At 69.6% G+C, this 16,228-nt stretch carries 12 protein-coding genes and 2 pseudogenes; 5 read left to right on the top strand and 9 right to left on the bottom strand.

Annotation, left to right across the window (positions count from 1 at the left end):
* Positions 1-221: 221 nt before the first annotated feature.
* Positions 222-527: a barstar family protein gene (locus ACIP2X_RS07015; protein ID WP_401668492.1), complete on the top strand. Its 306-nt coding sequence runs from the start codon at positions 222-224 to the stop codon at positions 525-527.
* Positions 528-656: 129 nt separating this feature from the next.
* Here the strand turns inward: ACIP2X_RS07015 and ACIP2X_RS07010 are convergent.
* The 3 genes and pseudogenes from ACIP2X_RS07010 to ACIP2X_RS07000 all read right to left on the bottom strand — a co-directional run.
* Positions 657-917: pseudogene (locus ACIP2X_RS07010) on the bottom strand (transposase); the annotation flags it as partial.
* Positions 918-958: 41 nt separating this feature from the next.
* Complete coding sequence (locus ACIP2X_RS07005) at positions 959-1,798, bottom strand: hypothetical protein (RefSeq protein ID WP_401668490.1); 840 nt, start codon at positions 1,796-1,798, stop codon at positions 959-961.
* Positions 1,799-2,576: 778 nt separating this feature from the next.
* Positions 2,577-3,423 (bottom strand): annotated as a pseudogene (locus ACIP2X_RS07000) (IS701 family transposase); the annotation flags it as partial.
* 88 nt (positions 3,424-3,511) lie between these two features.
* Here ACIP2X_RS07000 and ACIP2X_RS06995 point away from each other — a divergent pair.
* Positions 3,512-3,907, top strand: coding sequence for a PPOX class F420-dependent oxidoreductase (locus tag ACIP2X_RS06995; protein WP_401668487.1), 396 nt, complete (start codon positions 3,512-3,514; stop codon positions 3,905-3,907).
* 486 nt (positions 3,908-4,393) lie between these two features.
* Positions 4,394-4,912: a hypothetical protein gene (locus ACIP2X_RS06990; RefSeq protein WP_401668484.1), complete on the top strand. Its 519-nt coding sequence runs from the start codon at positions 4,394-4,396 to the stop codon at positions 4,910-4,912.
* Between the two features lie 101 nt (positions 4,913-5,013).
* Here ACIP2X_RS06990 and ACIP2X_RS06985 read toward each other — a convergent pair whose 3' ends face one another.
* The 6 genes from ACIP2X_RS06985 to ACIP2X_RS06960 form a co-directional block, all read right to left on the bottom strand.
* The gene (locus ACIP2X_RS06985; protein ID WP_401668482.1) at positions 5,014-5,484 is read right to left on the bottom strand and encodes a hypothetical protein; all 471 of its coding nucleotides are present in this window, start codon (positions 5,482-5,484) and stop codon (positions 5,014-5,016) included.
* Positions 5,485-5,690: 206 nt separating this feature from the next.
* Positions 5,691-8,825: a glycoside hydrolase family 38 C-terminal domain-containing protein gene (locus ACIP2X_RS06980; protein ID WP_401668480.1), complete on the bottom strand. Its 3,135-nt coding sequence runs from the start codon at positions 8,823-8,825 to the stop codon at positions 5,691-5,693.
* Between the two features lie 50 nt (positions 8,826-8,875).
* Positions 8,876-10,099: a glycoside hydrolase family 76 protein gene (locus ACIP2X_RS06975; RefSeq protein ID WP_401668477.1), complete on the bottom strand. Its 1,224-nt coding sequence runs from the start codon at positions 10,097-10,099 to the stop codon at positions 8,876-8,878.
* Positions 10,100-10,192: 93 nt separating this feature from the next.
* Entirely contained in the window at positions 10,193-11,008 is an 816-nt protein-coding gene (locus tag ACIP2X_RS06970) for a carbohydrate ABC transporter permease (protein ID WP_401668928.1), read from the bottom strand.
* 2 nt (positions 11,009-11,010) lie between these two features.
* Positions 11,011-11,970, bottom strand: a complete 960-nt coding sequence (locus tag ACIP2X_RS06965) for a carbohydrate ABC transporter permease (protein ID WP_401668475.1) — start codon at positions 11,968-11,970, stop codon at positions 11,011-11,013.
* Positions 11,967-13,280, bottom strand: a complete 1,314-nt coding sequence (locus ACIP2X_RS06960; RefSeq protein WP_401668473.1) for an ABC transporter substrate-binding protein — start codon at positions 13,278-13,280, stop codon at positions 11,967-11,969. Before ACIP2X_RS06960 ends, ACIP2X_RS06965 begins: the two co-directional genes overlap by 4 nt.
* A 292-nt stretch (positions 13,281-13,572) precedes the next feature.
* Here ACIP2X_RS06960 and ACIP2X_RS06955 point away from each other — a divergent pair, with 292 nt between their 5' ends.
* A complete protein-coding gene (locus ACIP2X_RS06955) occupies positions 13,573-15,291 on the top strand; it encodes a class I mannose-6-phosphate isomerase (protein WP_401668471.1) in 1,719 nt (572 codons plus the stop codon).
* Positions 15,288-16,223 (top strand): ROK family protein, encoded by a 936-nt coding sequence (locus tag ACIP2X_RS06950; RefSeq protein WP_401668468.1) that lies wholly within the window; start codon positions 15,288-15,290, stop codon positions 16,221-16,223. Before ACIP2X_RS06955 ends, ACIP2X_RS06950 begins: the two co-directional genes overlap by 4 nt.
* Positions 16,224-16,228: the final 5 nt, after the last annotated feature.

Raw genomic sequence — 16,228 nt, 5'->3', positions numbered from 1 at the left:
ACGCCCGTCCCATCGAAGGGCTCGCCACGCTCCGGCTCGCTGGGCTCCGACGCCCACAGCCGGAACTTCCACCCCGGCAGCTGCTGCCACGCCATCCCGGCACGCGGCAGATCCTCCCGGCGGTGCCGGTGTCCAGGCGCTCGACACGGACAGTGCCAACGCAGGGGCGCCCAGCGCCGACTCTTGGAACAGTCCCGGGCAGGAATGGCTACTCTGCTGTGATGGCGAAGAAGACGGAGACGGAGCTGGTGGTAGATCTGCGGGGTCGGCCGATCGAGACGCTTGATCACTTCTGGGACGCCGTCGCTGAGCCCTGCGGGCTGCCGGAATGGTTCGGCCGGAACACGGAAGCCTGGCGGGACACCATCCAGACACGAGGTATCTCCGATGTGATCGACAGCTACGACGTCCTGGTCATCCACGTGGACAAGCGCGGAGTCTTTGGCGCACGGCACCGTGAGGCTCGGGCCCTGCGCAGGGCGTTCGCGGGGCGGCAGTCGCGGCTGGTCGTGCACGAGCCATCCTGATCACGCGGTGAACAGGTCCGCGATATCAGCGGCAGGCCCGAGACAAGATTGCCGCCGAGTGCAGAGCAGCCGGTACCCCAGGGCAAGCCGGTCTGGCCGCGTGGCCAGACCGCGCCACTGCCTGAGACGGGCGTCGGCCGCTGTCAGGATCGCGGTGAGGATCCGTTGCCAAGTGCCGTCCACGGCCCACTTGATCAGCCGTTCATGTGGGGTCTGAAACGAGCCGAGTCCGTCCGGGGGCGGCCGGCCAGGACGAACAAGTGTGGCACTTCCAGGTGATGGCCTCCAAGGTGCGGCGGCGGTCGGCCCACCGCCGACCACGGACCGGATCAGCCGGCATGAGTCGATCCGGCTGCACATCACATCAGTTATCACCCAACGGACAGACACAGCCCGCCTGGTGCCGCGGTCGGCAACTGCGGCACTCACAGCTACTTACTCTCGGATTGACTGAAAGGCAGATCCATTCCGTCGTGGCGTGCCTGTATGCGCGCGATGACGCGCTCCTGTCCCAGCTTCTTGGCCTGGCGGAGCTTGGCTTCGGCAGCGAGCACAGGGACCCAGAGCAACCAGCCCCACAGGCTGAAGTCCACCACTCCCGTCCACACCAGCGCCTTGTTCAGTCCGAATGATGCGACGAAGGTCAGCACATACGCTGCGACGCGGTGCGCGAGAAGCAGGCGCAACGGTGCGTTCCGAGCTCCCTGCAGGAGCTCAACCGCCGCAGCAACCTCAACCGCCCGTAGGTCTTCCCCTGTGTCCTCGCTGGACTCGCCACGAGCAGCTCGTCGCAGCGCGTCGGTGACCAGCACGCTCTGCTCCGCTGTGGCCGCCTGCTGAGCTTGCCCTCGGGCAGCGGCTACCTTCAGGTCGTCCCAATAGCCCCGCCCGGCCCAGCCCGTCGCATCATCGACTCGCTCGCGCTCAGCGGACCCGGGCGGCGCCAGCTCTTCGATTCTCTCTTGCAGGAGCACCGCACGGCGCGCCCGTGCCGGGTATTCGAAAGAGTCCGAGCGCAGGCACAGCTCCACGTACGACACCAGAAGCCCGAGGTCGTCCGGTGCCAGGGCGAGGCCATCGCGATACGCGGCCTCAGCCTCACGGTCATGGTCCTCGTCGTCCTCCGCGGCGTGTGCCTGTCCGAGCCAGCGAAAGAGAACCGGATCCGGTCCGAACTCCTCGAGCCCCGCCTCAGCCGTTGCTCTCACAGCCGCATAGCCACCCACCGCGAAGAGCTCTGAGCACCGCTCCACATACTGCTGCCGTTCCACGTTCTGTTCCCACCCCAAGCCGTCAGAGCAAGCACCTTCTGACGTACTCACCACTGCTGTCAATGCGAGCACTTTGACGGAGGTCATCCTCAGCGTCGCCATCGCTACGGGCGGGGGTCATCACCCCTCCCCTGCAGGGAGATCAACGCCGTTGGCAGCGCGGCCCCGCTCGTCGCCCCCCGCGGGCTCTCACCATTCCCGCGGCAACTACAGAGTGTCGTCTGCCGTGGAACAATCCACGGGAGGAACGGACGTGGGGGGTGCGATGAGGCGGGGACGCTGGATGGCACTTTGTGTCATCGTGGTGGCTCTTACGCCCGCCGTGACTGGGTGTTTCGCTCGTTACGAGTCTTGTCCAGGCGAAGGCGGTCGACCCGATGACCTGGCGGTCAGCGACCTGGTCGGCACTTACCGGGACCTCTCAGGAAGCTCACTAACGCTGCGGAGCGATGGCTCCTTCACGACGGTGGCTTGGCCTACCGACCTCGACGACGCAAGGGGCCCCACAGACCGGAGAAGGGGTAGTGGGTGGTGGGAACTCACCGACGGCGGTCGCAACGAGTTCGACGTTTCGCTCGCCTTTCACGAGATCAATGATTACGAGGTCGGTCCGGGCAGTTACGGGTCCGGACTCGACATCAGCGGCAACGGTGAGGATCTGCGGCTGTATGCATGGATCGGTGACCCCGACGACTGCGCCAACATGAGCACCTTTCGCAATGAGTCGCCTGCTAAGCACTCCAGCCGTAGTTCGTGATCTTCATGCCTGAACGGCTTGTCATCGGTAGTGGCCGGCCCGGGATCGGGCCTGGTGGCGGCGTAGCACGTCGGACCAGGTAAGCCGGTCGACGGCGTTGTGATGGGTTGGGCGATGAGCGTGATGAACCAGTCGTTGGATCTCGTTGCAGGTGAGCGGTATGAGGGCGTCGGGGTGCGGGGTGGCGGTCGCGTTCGTCCGCGCGGATGACAGTCAGGAAGGCGTGCGCGAGCATGGCCGGGGTGACCCAGCGGGACCAGAACGGGTAGCGGCGGACCTGGTGTTCGTCGAGGGCGGCCAGCCCTTGCCGGACTGGAAGGACTCCTCCACCCGCCACCTTGATCCAGCGACGCGCACCAAGGTGGTCAGCGGCACCGGTGCGGGCGAGTAGCAGCGGTAGTAGGCGAGTTCCCCGGTGCTGCGGTTACGGCGGATGAGCAACTGGCGACTCCCTGGCCGGGGGTCGACGAGGTCGATGGCGGCCCAGTCGTTGAAGCGGTGGCCCTTGGCTCCGGCCCCCGGCGGACAGCTTCTGCCAAGTCCGCTTGGGCACCTTCTTGGCCAGAGCTTCCGCGCCGAACTTCCTGGTTCCGGTGGTGATTTCGTGCGAGCGGGCCACCGCGAGGACATAGCCGGTCCCGCGTCCCTCCAGCGCGGTCCGGTTGCCGGCGTCCAGGCATTGGCCGATCATGCGAGCGGCCAACTCCGAGTTGGTCGCCAACCCTGTCTCCTCGCAGACCCCGGCGGCCCGGCAGCGGTCGGCGTCGGAGGTCCAGGGGCGTGAAGTGTACTGTTCCCGGTCCACCGCGGCGTGCCCGCCGCGGCCCCCCATCAGGAAGATCACGATGGAACGGCTGGAAATCCAACCCCTCGATACCGCAGCGGGAAGGACCCGGCCTTCGCATCTGTTCTGCGCAAGTAGTGATCCCAAGAATGCTGAACAGAGGGGCGAGACTGTGTCAAAGCTCTTCAACGAGGAGATGCGCAAGCTGCTGGACGGGAGGAACTTCGCCACCGTCGCGACGCTGAACCGGGACGGCGGGCCGCAGACATCGGTGGTCTGGATCGTCAGGGAGGGGGATACGGTGCTGTTCTCCACGACGGCCGGGCGCCAGAAGGCGCGGAATCTCGCACGGGATCCGCGGGTAAGCCTCACAGTCTTCGACACCGCGAACCCGTACCAGTCCGTAGACATCCGCGGCACTGTCGAACTGATCAACGACTTGGAGAAATCGCTGCCGCGCAAGCTCTCGCAGAAGTACCTTGGCGAGGACCCACCGGCGGAGCCGGAGGAGGTGCTCCGGCTGATTGTCCGGGTGACCCCGCAGAAGGTCACAGGCTTCTCCGTTTGAGGCTCGCAGACGCCTGGTTGCCCGCCGTGCCAAGCACGGCGGGCAACCGCGTACACCCGGAGCAGGCTTGGCACAGCGACACTCTGCAGCGACTCATGCCGGATCACGATCTACCGTTGGAGTATTGGGCTGGCCCCTGCCGGTCAGTCAGTCTTCTGCTGAGGTGCAGCCCTGAGAAGGCCGTGACGCGACACTCGCCCACGATCAACCAACTACGGGACAACCATTACCAGCCCTCGGGGGCGGGTGCGTGGGCTTGGAGCGCTCCGGACGGCCCTGGGAGATCACGAAGCCGCAGATCCCGCCGTCGGGGATACGGCCGACGGGTGGCGGAACATAGGTCACGCCTGATGACACGCTCCTCGCGGCCACCCTCCAAACCCTCGTCAGTGGCTGCGCCTGGCGCCACCTTCCTCGCTCTAACATAGCTGCGCGCGATCACTGTTGTGGTCGCCATGACGCCCGTCGAGCCGGATGAGGGGGCACGTGCAGACGGAGATGTGGACGGGGCTGATCGGTCTCGGCGGAGCCGCCATCGGTGCCGGAGGAGCGGTACTGGGCGGATGGCTCCAAGCACGGTCCGCCAGAGTCGAGCGCGCGGAAGGCCACAGGCGAGACGCCGCCCAGGCTGCTCTCAACGAGCTGCTACAGCTCCGGCACGAGCTGATGGTCCACGACCGCGAGCGCCCCACGGACCAGAACTACGGGCTCACCGAGCCGTTCCAGAACTTCATGCACACCGGTGAGCGCCGCCTCATGGCCATGCATGCCTCCGCCCTGTTGATCCCCGACCCGCGGCTCCGGGAGCGTCTGGAGAGGGTGTACGAGATCGGCAACGCCTGGCTCCTCGCGCCTGGACTCGGCGCCGGCGCTCAACTCGCGTGGATGCAAGCTGCCTCGCGAGAAGGGATCGAAGTACTCGGAGCCTTTCTGCGGGGTGACCCTCTCCCTGCCGAGTACGAGGGGTTCACCTACCTGCGCCAACAGGTCGCGGAGGAGAACTGACGCACGTCACACGAGTTCTTACATTTCTGAATCCAGTTGACCGCCTGATCGGGCTCAGCAGGGCACCTACCTCCTCGACCCCGCGCCACCGGCGCACCGGGTCAGCGCGTCAGACGCTGAGCTTCGGCTATGACCTCCGCGTCGAGCTGGGCCAACGTCGTGTCCCCGTACCCGACGATGTCGTACTCGTCATCAAGCATCGCGAGGCGTTCGGCCAGGGGTAGCTGGTGGCCGTACCGCTGGTGGATGCGCAGAGCAAGCTCCCGCGGCGTCAGTCGGCCTGCGAGCATCTGGTGCGCCAGTGCCCGCACGGCGGCTTCCCTCCCGGCCTCGCTGTCGCGCGGGTAGAACACAAGGCCGAGCTCATCGAGTGCGACGGGAAGCAGGTCGGGCACCTCGTACGCCGCCTCGGCACGTGTGTATCCAGCCAGAATACGCAATGCCGGGCTGTCCAGCCCGGCAACGAGTGCCGCGCACGCAGCCTCGACCACATCATGAGCCTGGGCCTCGCCAGTGCTCCAGAGAACAGCGAGGTCCTGCAGGTCAGCGGTTGCGGCTTCGGTCGGCGACACCCCCACATGATCCCCTGCGCAAGAGGTCCCGACGACCGCATTAACGCCGCGAGGCGCGGGACGCTGGTCGGTGACGGTCACAGCACAGCGGGTGTCGTGCTCTGTCCTCCCGCGCCCAGCGGCCTTCGTGTCCTTCCCCTCCCCCTCGACGGGGAAGGACACGCTCACCGACCCACACGCGGTGCCCGACCGACGGCACCCTCGCCTCAGTTCGTGGACGGGCTCAAGTGCAATACGACCGCCGCCGTTCCGAGTGCCGGCACCTCTACCGGGACGGCGCCTTCGGGGTCGCGGTCTATCTCGTGGGAAGGCAGGCCGAGATAGTTCGTACGGACGGCGTGCGCGACGGTGAAGGGGGTACGCACGCGGCACGTGACCGGGGTGTCGGCCAGTGACTGCAGGCGGACCATGAGCGTGCCTTCGTCCGGCACGGTGAGGCCGACGAGCCGCACTCGGGAATCCTCCAGGGTCAGGAAGTGAGTCCGGGCCGGTGACGCGGTCCCGGCTTCGGCGCGGGCGCGCACCGGCACCAGCGGGTGACTGGTGACGGCCGCGACGCGCTGCGCGAACTCGTCGGCGTCCGCGGTGGCCGGGGCGAAGCCCACGCTGTAGCGGAAGACGTGGTCGAAGGCCTGCTGGGCGGGGAAGTTCGTGTCCCAGATGTTGTTGTGCACCCAGGAGAAGACGGTGGCCGGTTCCTCCTGGGGCAGGGACTGCGGGTAGGGGACGTAGGGGATCGCGATGCCGCCGATCTGGACGAGCGGGGCGTCGGCGGTGGCCAGTGCGACGTGATGTGTGCCGTCGCTCAGGCTGATCCAGCGCCGGACGGCTCGCATGTGGGCGGCGGAGCCCGGCACGGTCTCGCGATCGGTGCCGAGGACGCCGCCTGTCGCCTCCGTGCGGACGGTGGCGCCGTCCAGGGCGAAGGGGAAGGCGAAGTAGGCGCTCTCCTTGGTCAGGGTCGCGTTCTTGTCGAGACGGTTCTCGATGTCGACGCGGGCCGCGTCGTGCGGCAGGCGCACCGTCACGCGGAGCCTGCGGCTGCCGGCCGGGGCGCACTCGTACACCAGGGTCTGTGCCGTGGCGTCCGTGGTGCGCCCGACGAGGGCCGCGGGCGGAGCGGTGCTGCGTGAGGCGAGCAGGTGCATCGAGTCGTCGGCGACGGTCTTGCTCGACTGGTGGTTGAACGCGCCGGCCGTCGCGTACTCGTCGTAGACGTAGCCGTTGAAGCCGATGACGGCGTCCTGCCGCACCATCTCGCGCCCGGTGCGCTTGTCGACGACGGAGGCGATGCACGCCTCGCGCAGGTCGACGGTGACGCGCAGATGGTCGTTCTCCAGGACGGTGGCGTCGGCGGGCGCCGCGCTCTCCGCACCCGCCCCGACCGGGGGTTCGGCGCCGGTGACGACGTCCAGGCGCACCGCTCCGCAGGCCGGTACGTCCGCGACCGGCACGTGCAGGAAGCGGCCGGCCGCGCGGTGGCGGTCGTTGCTCTGGGCCTCCTGCGCGAAGGGCAGGGGCGTGCCCGTGCGCGCGTCGAGGACCTGGACCGCCTCGCCGAGGGCGACCGTGCTTTCGGGCAGGAAGAGCCGTACGGTCTCGGTGCGCGGCCAGCTGCAGGTGTTCACGGCGTAGAAGGACGCGTCCGCGTCGGCGGACGCGGCGAAGGCCTCGCCGAGCAGGGCGCCCGCGGCGTCCAGGAGCGTCTCCGCGTCGTCGTGGGCACGCATCGCCTGGGAGTACTTCCAGTGCCACTGCTTCTCGCCGGACCCGTGGCCGTGGTCGCCGTGCGTCCACGGGTCGCCTGCGCCCCAGGTGTGTTCGTTGAAGAGGGAGGCGGATCGGTAGACCGCCGGTGCGCCGCTGGTCACGGCCGTGCTGCCGGGTACGCCCATCAGGTGGGCGTACCCGGCCACGGTCTGCGCCTCGGCGAGGGCGGCCTGCCCGCGGCGGGTGGCCGCCAGCGGTACGGCGCCGGCACCGACGCCGTCGACCCACCAGTCGGTCCAGTCCCCCCGGTGGGTCTCCAGACGGTCGCCGTAGCGTTTCTCGGCGTCCTCGAAGAAGTCCTGGTTGCGCGAGGCCCGCAATTGCGGGAACGCCCACTGCTCGTTCCAGCGCCGCACCGTCTCCGAGATGATCCGCCGGGGCGGGCCGTTGTCCGCGAACTTGCCCAGCACGCGCAGGTGGAGCACGTCCCAGGGGTAGGGGTCGGCGGTGCCGGGGAGGTCGACGGCGGGGAAGCCGGGGATCCCGCGTCCCTCGTGGGGGTAGGGGAACCGGGCCAGGGCGCCGAGGTAGGCGGGGAGCAGGTCGTCGACGTGGTCGTAGGACTCGTCGAAGCCGAGGATCGAGCCCTCCATGTACGCCAGGCCGTGCGGGGTGTCCGTGCGCCAGACGAGCACGCTGTTGCCGCTCGGTGTCTCCCAGCGGAACAGCCGCGGCAGGTGTTCCCCGCCGACGAGGTGCGGCACCGCGCGTCCGGCCCAGTTGTGTGCCACGGACAGGTAGCGGATGCCGTTGTCCGTGAGGACGTCGGGCAGGCCCACCACCTGTCCGGGCACGTCCGTCTGCATGGCCGTGGTGATGTCGATTCCGTGCCGCTCGCGCAACTCGATCGCGGGGCGCAGGAGTTCGTGCAGTTCGTCGGTGGAGCAGGTCTCGGTGTGGAGGTTGAACGGCATGGCCGTGAGTTCGACGCGTCCCTCGCGCACCCGGTCGAGGAAGCTCTCCACCTGCCGTCGGGGCCGGTTGGCCCGCCAGTCCTGGAAGGAGTGGAAGCCTTCGACCGCCCAGCGGAACCGGGCGGGGTCGGGCCATTCGTCGGTGTCGCGGCACAGCTCCAGGAGCGAGTCGAGGTAGGCGCGGCTCTCGGCCATGACGCGGCCCTGCGGGTCGGTGTAGCCGATGTCGAGGTGCGAGTGCTGTACGAGGTGCAGGGTCCAGTGGCGCTGCGGACGCGCCTCGAACGCGAGCCGGGTGCCTGCCTCCAGTTCGGGCAGTTCGATGAGCAGCGGGGTGGGGGTGTCCACCTCCGGTACCAGGAGGCGGGTGTCGCCTCCTGGCCCGGGGAGGACCTCGCAGTGGACGGGGGTGCCGCCGGCCGTCGTGACGCGGGCCCGGGTGACGCGCGGTCGCGGGCTCGCGGTGTCGCGGGGGTGCACGCGTACCCGGACGGACTGGAGCAGTCCGCCGGTGGCGTCGCGGCGCAGCAGGGGTTCCCCCGAGAGCTGCACCCGCAGGTCCCCCAGGCCGACGGTGGTGGCCACGCGCTCGCGCAGAAGGTCACGCGCGATGTCGGAGTCCCACCAGGAGGGCCGGGTCAGCGGTGGCTTGGGCATGGTGCGTGAGTGTCCTTTGCGTCGGGGGTGCGGTGGTGCCGGCCGTACGGTCAGGAGGGCAGGTCGCCCTGGTGCGGGCGGTGACCGTGGTGGGTGGCGTCGGCGAGTGTGGCGAAGATCTGGACCATGGCGGACTGGTTGAGCGTCGCGGCCGGCGCCTGGGGGTCGTAGTCGCCGCCGTTGGAGGGCTGGAAGCGGAACAGTCCGGTGGAGGCGTCCCGGTTGCCGCGGTAGGTGTCGTCGGCGTAGGCGCTCATGGCCGTCAGGAAGGCGGGGTCGGGGCGGAGGGCGTCCAGGTCCAACAGGTCCTTGAAGTAGAACGAGTTGAAGATGGCCGGCTGTTCGTGGAGGCGGTCTCCCTCGGTCCAGTACGCCAGTGATCCGCGGGCGTCCGCCAGGGCCTGGTCCAGGTAGCGGGTGTCACCGGTGCCGCGGTAGAGGGCGGTGGCGGTGCCGATCATGGCGCCGGAGTTGTAGGTCCACAGGGTCTCGTTGGTGCTGCCGTCGTCACCGCGGTCGTTGACGTACAGGCCAGGCGCCTTGCGCATGCACGAGTACACCCAGCCGTACCACTGCTCGGCCTTGGCGAGGTAGGCGCGGTTGCGGGTGTGCTCGTAGAGGCGTGCGGCGAGTTGGGCGGACAGGGCGGTGACGTTGGTGGCCCGGATGGCGTTGTTGGGCGAGTCGTACCAGTCCATGCCGCCCGGACACGCCTTGGCGGGGTCGTCGTCCCAGGCCCTGGAGACGACGGGCACGACCTGCTCGGCCCGCTTCAGCGGCACGCGGTTGCCGGTGGCCTCGTACTGGTCGAGCTGGCTGAGGGCGACCACGGCGTTGTCGTCGTAGTAGATGTCGCCTCCCGTGCCCAGGGGTGCGGGCAGATAGGACGCGTAGCCGGGCCGCTCACCGGAGGCGTGGTAGAGCTCGGCCGTGGCGAACCGCTCGGCCGCGTCCTTCCGGTAGGAGGGCCCGGTACGCGGCAGTTCCTGCATGTCGACGGCCGCCTGCGCGGCCTCCCGGAAGGGCCACAGGTAGGAGTGCTCCCGGTCGGACGCCTGCCGGGGCGTGTGCTCCAGGTACAGGCCGTGCTGGTCGGAGCCCTCGTACAGGTGGTCCTGCAGGGCGCGGTACGCGGCGGTGGCCCGGTCGGCCCAGTCCGCCGAGGAGACGGGGCGGATGTGTCCGGGCGTCTGGGCGTGTGCCGGGAGGGCGCCCCAGAGCAGTCCGGCGCAGACGGCGGGCACGGCGGCACGGGTGAACAGCGATCGGAGCATGGGTGTGTTCCTTCGCGACCTTGAGGAGACAGGGAGAGGGGTGTGCGGCGTCACCGGTGGAGCTTGAGGAGACAAGAACAGGCGTATGCGGCGTCAGCGGTGGAGCTTGAGACTGCTGACGAAGAAGCGCTGGGCGGAGAAGAAGAGCACCACGGTCGGCAACGACACCAGGAGCGCGCCGGCCAGCACGACGGGCGGCCCGACGTTGGAGTAGTTGCCCTGGAGATCGGCGAGCGCGGCCATCACTGGCCGGATGTTGCGGCTCGTGACCATGGTGATGCCGAACATGAGGTCGTTCCAGACGGCCACGAACTGGAAGACGAACACGGCGATCATGGCGGACCGGGTCAGCGGGACGTGGATCTGCCAGAACACGCGCCACCACGACGCGCCGTCCACGCGCGCCGCCTCCACCACCTCCCGCGGCAGTGTGAGGGCGTAGTTGCGCATCACGAAGAACGCGAAGGGGACGGCGATCGCGGTGTAGAGCAGGACGAGCCCTACCTGGGTGTCGTACAGCGAGGTGTGGGCGTACGACAGGAACAGCGGCCGCAGGAACACCTGGAGAGGCAGCAGCGTGCCGGAGTAGATCACCCAGAACCACAGGGCCTGCCGCCTGACGGGCATGACGATCGTGGCGAAGGCGGCGAGTCCGGCGATCACCGCCGCGGCGACGGCGCTGACCACGGCGTACAGGAGGCTGTTGCCCAGCGCCGGTCCGAGTTGGGCCCGGTCCCAGGCCTGGGACATGTTGTCGAGGAGTCCGAAGTCCTGGGGCAGCCAGTGCGGGCTGCCGGAGTAACGCTCGGCGGGCACCAGGGCGTTTACCACGAGGAGCCAGGTGGGGATCAGCCACAGCACGGCCAGGACCGTGATGGTGGCGTTGCGCAGGAAGCGGCCGGGGGACATCGTCACACGCCTTTCACGTCGAGCTGTCGGCGCAGGTAGAGCCAGGAGGCGGCCAGCACGATCACGGTGAGGACGACCGCGATCGCCGCTCCCGCGCCGGGCCGCATCTCCAGGAAGGTCTCGTTGTACATGGACACCGCGAGGGTCTCGGTGGCCCGTCCGGGGCCGCCCTGGGTGAGCACCCAGATCAGGTCGAACGACTTGAGGCCGTTGACCAGGCTCATCCCGATCACGATGATCGACACCGGTCGGAGCTGGGGCAGGACGATGTGCCGGAACTGCTGCCATCCGCCCGCGCCGTCCAGGGCGCCGGCCTCAAGCGTCTCCGGCGGAATGGACTGCAGGCCGACCAGGAAGAGGATGACGGCCACGCCGGTCGCCTGCCAGGCGTTGGCGAGGATCATCACGACGGTGTTGCCTGGCCAGGTGAGCAGCCATCCCTGGGCCAGGGAGTCCAGGCCCAGGGCGGTCAGGACCTGGTTGACGGCGCCGTCGGTGGTGAGCATGAAGTTCCAGACCACCGCCACCGCGGACCCCGAGAGCGCGTAGGGCAGCACGACACACAGCCGCGCGAGGCGCGAGAGGCGGCCGGAGTTCGTCAGGCACGCGATGGCGAGCCCGAGCACGAACGGCAGGACGACCGTGCCCACCACCCACATCAGGGTGTTCTGGATGGAGCGGAACAGGGCCGGGTCCGACGCGAACAGCGCGTAGTTGTCGAACCAACTGAACGGTGTGGTGCGCGAGTCGCTGAAGAAGCTGCGGTAGACGGTCCACACGAACGGGGCCAGCAGGAACAGGGTGACCAGCAGGACGGCCGGGGCCAGGAAGCCGCCGGCCGGCATCCGCTCACGCGCGGTGCGCCAACTCCGTGACGGAGGCGTGCGCCGAGTTCCGCCCCGGGGTGCGGCCGCCGCGCCGTCCAAGGCGGGCGGGCGCCGGTCGGTCGTAGAAGTACTCATGCTTCGTCGCGCCTCCAGGCCGCCCATTCGTCGTGTGCACGCTCCTGCATCCGGCGGAGCGTGGCGGCCGGAGAGGTCTGCCCGGCCATGAATCCGCCCAGGTCGTCGGTGTTGCCCTGGATGAGGCTGGGCGGACTCGCCTCCCAGTAGCGGACCAGGGCCAGACGGCGTTCGCGGGCGATGTCGCGCTGGAGCCCGGCCACCACCGGATTGCTCGATCGCACCTTCGGGTTGGCCGAGCTGTCCTGCAGGAAGTCGCTCCACACACGCTGCACGGACGGCTCCAGCCAGGCCCCGACGTTCGCCGTCGCGGCGGCGTGCGAGGAGGCACGGCTGGGCACCACGAAGACACCCGACTCGGCGATCACGCTCTTCGGGGTGCCGGCCCGCACCGTGGGCAGGACGAAGGCGCCGTAGTCGGTGCCCGGCTTCATGCCGGCCGCCGCCATCCCCGACGCCTGCCAGGTGCCGTGCAGGAACATGCCCACCGTGCCCTCCTTCAGCGCGCCGGGGCCGCGGGCCTGGTCGAAGTCGGGCGGTGTCATCCATCCCTTGCGCATGAAGTCGTGCCAGATGTCCATGGCGCGCAGGGCCGCGTCGTCGGTGTAGGAGGCTTCGCCCGCCACCAACCGCTGGTAGAACCGCGGATCGACCTTGCTGACCAGTTCCTGGAACCACTCGATGGCGGGCCAGCCGCCCACCTGGCTGGCGAGGAACGGCGTGATCTTGTTGCGTTTGAGTACGTCGGCGCAGTGCAAAAGCTCGGCCCAACTGCCCGGTGCGGACAGGCCCAGCTTCTCGAACACGGGCTTGCTGTAGAAGAGGACGTAGTACGACTCGTACAGCGGGACACCGAAGACCGTGCCGCGGTAGGAGACGGCTTCCCGCGCGCTGCCGCGCACCCATCCCTTGTCCGCGTACCGCTGCCAGACGCGGGTCAGGTCGGTGAGCCCGCCCGCACGCGCCAGACGCTTGAGCTGGTATCCGGACGCCCACTTGACGAGGTCGGACGCCTTGGAGGTCTGCAAGGTCATCTGCACGACCTGCTGGTACGAGGTCACCGACGGGTTCGACAGCGGCCTGAGCGCATAGCCGGTGATCTTCTCCAGCTCCCGGCCGGCCGCACGGTAGCCGTCGTCCCAGGTGGCGTTGTCGTTGGAGATGCTCGTGGTGCCCGGCTGTGCGGACGTGCTCGCCCCGCGGGCGCAGCCTCCCGCTGTCAGGGTGGCCGCGCCGGCGGCGACCCCGGTGAGGAAGCGACGCCGAGCGAGCGACGCGGCTGCGCTGCCGGCCCTGCCCGATGCTGACATGGATCACCTTCACGGAATCGGGCCACCTGCATGGCTGAATGTGAATCACGGGGCGCTTGCAATCCGGGCTGAAGCCGGTGGCTCCCGGTGTGTGTTGCGTGGAGGTTAACGACACCATTCCGGAGCTAGCAAGGGTTCCGGGGCAAAGAATCTGCCCACGCTCACCACGGATCCGAGAAGGCCAGCTCAGAGGCATTGCATGGAGAGCCGCCGCCCGAGAAGCAGGCATGGACGTCTTGAGTCAGCCGCTGTTATCGTTAACTCACAGCCGTGAGCCCAGCAAGGAGCAGATGTGCCCGCGTCCCGTTCTTACGACCCCCATCCGAGCTACCAGCCGGTCGGCGCCGAGGTGACCGCCGGCTGGCCGGCCGCGGTCGCCGCTCTGCCGCACGGGCCGCTCGTGCTGGCCGTAGACGGCCCCGCCGCCCTGAACTGGGGCGCGCTGGCCGACGGTCTCGCGGCGGCCGTACGCTCGGCGGGCCGCGCAGTGGAGCTGCTGGACGTCCGCGGCCACTACGCGCCGTCCGCCGGCGAGCGGCTGACCGCGCGGCCGGTCCCCGCCGACGACACGTTCTTCACCCCGCTGTCCGAGGCGACCGTCTCCGACCTGTTCGACTCGGTCCCGCGACCCGAACGCCCCACGGACAGCACGGTGTCGGTGGTGTACGGGCCGGGCTCGTCGCTGTGCGCGCCGGATGTGCTGTGGTACGCGGACCTGCCCAAGCGGTACGCCGAGGCTGCCGTCTCGCGGGGGGAGCTGCCCGTCGGCACCAACCTGGGGCGCCCCGCCGAACCGGCCACCCTGGTACGCCTGTTCTACACCGACTGGCCCGTGCTGGACCGGCACCGTGACGCGCTCGCCGGACGCGTCGACCGATGGATCGACACCCAGGATCCGGCTACCCCGGCCTCGCTGGACGGCACGTCCCTGCGCGCCACCCTGGCGCATCTGGCCCGGGGGCCGGTACGGACGCGCCCGTACTTCAACTCCACCCCGTGGGGCGGCCAGTGGGCCGCGAGCGAACTCGGCTTCACCCCCCAGGCCGGCAACACGGCCCTGGGCTACGAACTGATCGCCCCCGAAGCCGGCGTCCTCGTCGGCGAGAAGGGTGGGCCACAGGTCGAGGTCCCGTTCCAACTGCTGTGCGTCGGCCACCCCGAGGACATGCTCGGTGCCGACGTGCACCGCCGCTTCGGCACCTCCTTCCCCATCCGGTTCGACTACCTCGACACGATGGGGGGCGGCAACCTGTCCCTGCATCTGCACCCGCGGGAGCAGTACATGCGCGAGGTGTTCGGCTGGCCGTACACCCAGCACGAGACGTACTACGTCACGGCCTGCGAGGACGATGCCCGGGTCCTGCTCGGCCTCACCGAGGGCGCCGATCCCGCCGTCATGCGCCGCCAGGTCGAGGACGCCATCGCGCACGGCCGCCCGATGCCCGTGGAGGACCACGTCCAGTCGCATCCGGCGACGGTGGGACAGCTGTTCATGATCCCGGCGGGCACCCCGCACGCCTCCGGTGCGGGCAACCTGGTGCTGGAGGTGAGCGCGACTCCGTACCTGTACTCCCTGCGGTTCTACGACTGGCTGCGCAAGGACGCCGCCGGTGCCTCCCGGCCCTTGCCCTATGATCACGGTTTCGCCAACCTGGACACGGCCCGGCGGGGGGAGGACGTGACGAAGGACCTGATCCAGCGGCCCCGCACGCTGCGCGACGGCGAAGGCTGGCGCGAGGAGGTCATCGGCGCACTGCCCGAGATGTTCTACGCGGTCCACCGCCTGGTCGTGGCCCGGGGCGCCGACGCCCCCGACGACACCGCGGGCCGCTTCCACATCCTCAACGTCGCCGCGGGCGAGGGCGCCGTCGTCGAGACCCACGACGGACGCACCCATTCCCTGGCCTTCGCCGAGACCCTCACGGTCCCGGCCGCGGTCGGGCCTTACCGCGTCCGCGCGCTGGGCGAGAGCGAAGTGCGCATCGTCAAGGCGCTGGTGGTCGAACCGTGACCGTCGCCTCCCCGCAGCGAACCTGCGCGCCCCTCCCCGTCCTCGACGTCGGCGGTACCCATGTGACCGCGGCGGTCGTCGACCCGGTGAGCGGCCGTCCCGTCCCCTCCACGGTGATCCGCAGGCCCCTGAGCTCGCACGCGGCCGCCGACAGCATCCTCGACGCCATCGCCACGGCCGCCCTCGCCCTGCCGGCAGAGCACGATCCGCGGTGGGGGGTGGCGATGCCGGGGCCGTTCGACTACGCCACCGGTGTCGGCCGCTTCACCGGCGTGGGCAAGTTCGAGTCGCTGTCCGGTGTCGATGTCGGGGCCGGCCTGCGCCGGCGGCTGGGCGGCCGGGCGCAGCGGCTGTCCTTCCTCAACGACGCCGACGCCTTCGCCCTCGGCGAGTACGGCGCGGGGGCCGCCGCCGGTCACGACCGTGTCGTCTGCCTGACCCTGGGCACCGGCATCGGTTCCTCGTTCCTGTCCGCCGGACGGCCGGTGCACACCGGCGACCGGGTACCGCCGAGCGGGCACGTGCACCGGCTGACCTTGCACGGCCGGCCGCTGGAGGACACGGTCTCGCGCCGCGGCATCCGCGCCCTTTACGCGCGGCTCGCGGGCGGTGCGGAGGGACGACGGCTCCTCGACGTCCATGAGGTGGCGGCGCGGGCCGACGAGGGTGACGCCGCCGCGGTGGAGGCGTTCCGCTACGCTTTCGACGCCCTCGGCCGGACCCTGACCCCGTGGATCGACCGTTTCGGTGCCACCGCGGTCGTCATCGGTGGTTCCATGGCCCAGTCGTGGCACCTGGTGCATCCCGCGCTCACCGCGGGACTGGCCGTGGCCGGTCGAACCCACGTACCCGTTCTCCCGGCCCGGCAGCCCGCCGAGGCACCCTTGATAGGGGCCGCGCATTGGGCCCGCAACACACCGGGCGCCCCGTGAGTACC

Origin of the sequence: Streptomyces sp. NPDC089424 (genome assembly GCF_044749345.1) — a bacterium.
Classification (GTDB): Bacteria; Actinomycetota; Actinomycetes; order Streptomycetales; family Streptomycetaceae; genus Streptomyces.
Note: the sequence above shows the minus strand (reverse complement) of the source record. Positions and strands in the feature narration are given on the sequence as shown.

What these genes read in the sequence shown, in the direction of transcription:
- ACIP2X_RS06980 (WP_401668480.1), bottom strand. Translation starts at nt 8,825, where the DNA reads ATGCCCAAGCCACCGCTGACCCGGCCCTCCTGGTGGGACTCCGACATC.
- ACIP2X_RS06965 (WP_401668475.1), bottom strand. Translation starts at nt 11,970, where the DNA reads ATGAGTACTTCTACGACCGACCGGCGCCCGCCCGCCTTGGACGGCGCG.
- ACIP2X_RS06970 (WP_401668928.1), bottom strand. Translation starts at nt 11,008, where the DNA reads ATGTCCCCCGGCCGCTTCCTGCGCAACGCCACCATCACGGTCCTGGCC.
- ACIP2X_RS06960 (WP_401668473.1), bottom strand. Translation starts at nt 13,280, where the DNA reads ATGTCAGCATCGGGCAGGGCCGGCAGCGCAGCCGCGTCGCTCGCTCGG.
- ACIP2X_RS06975 (WP_401668477.1), bottom strand. Translation starts at nt 10,099, where the DNA reads ATGCTCCGATCGCTGTTCACCCGTGCCGCCGTGCCCGCCGTCTGCGCC.
- ACIP2X_RS07015 (WP_401668492.1), top strand. Translation starts at nt 222, where the DNA reads ATGGCGAAGAAGACGGAGACGGAGCTGGTGGTAGATCTGCGGGGTCGG.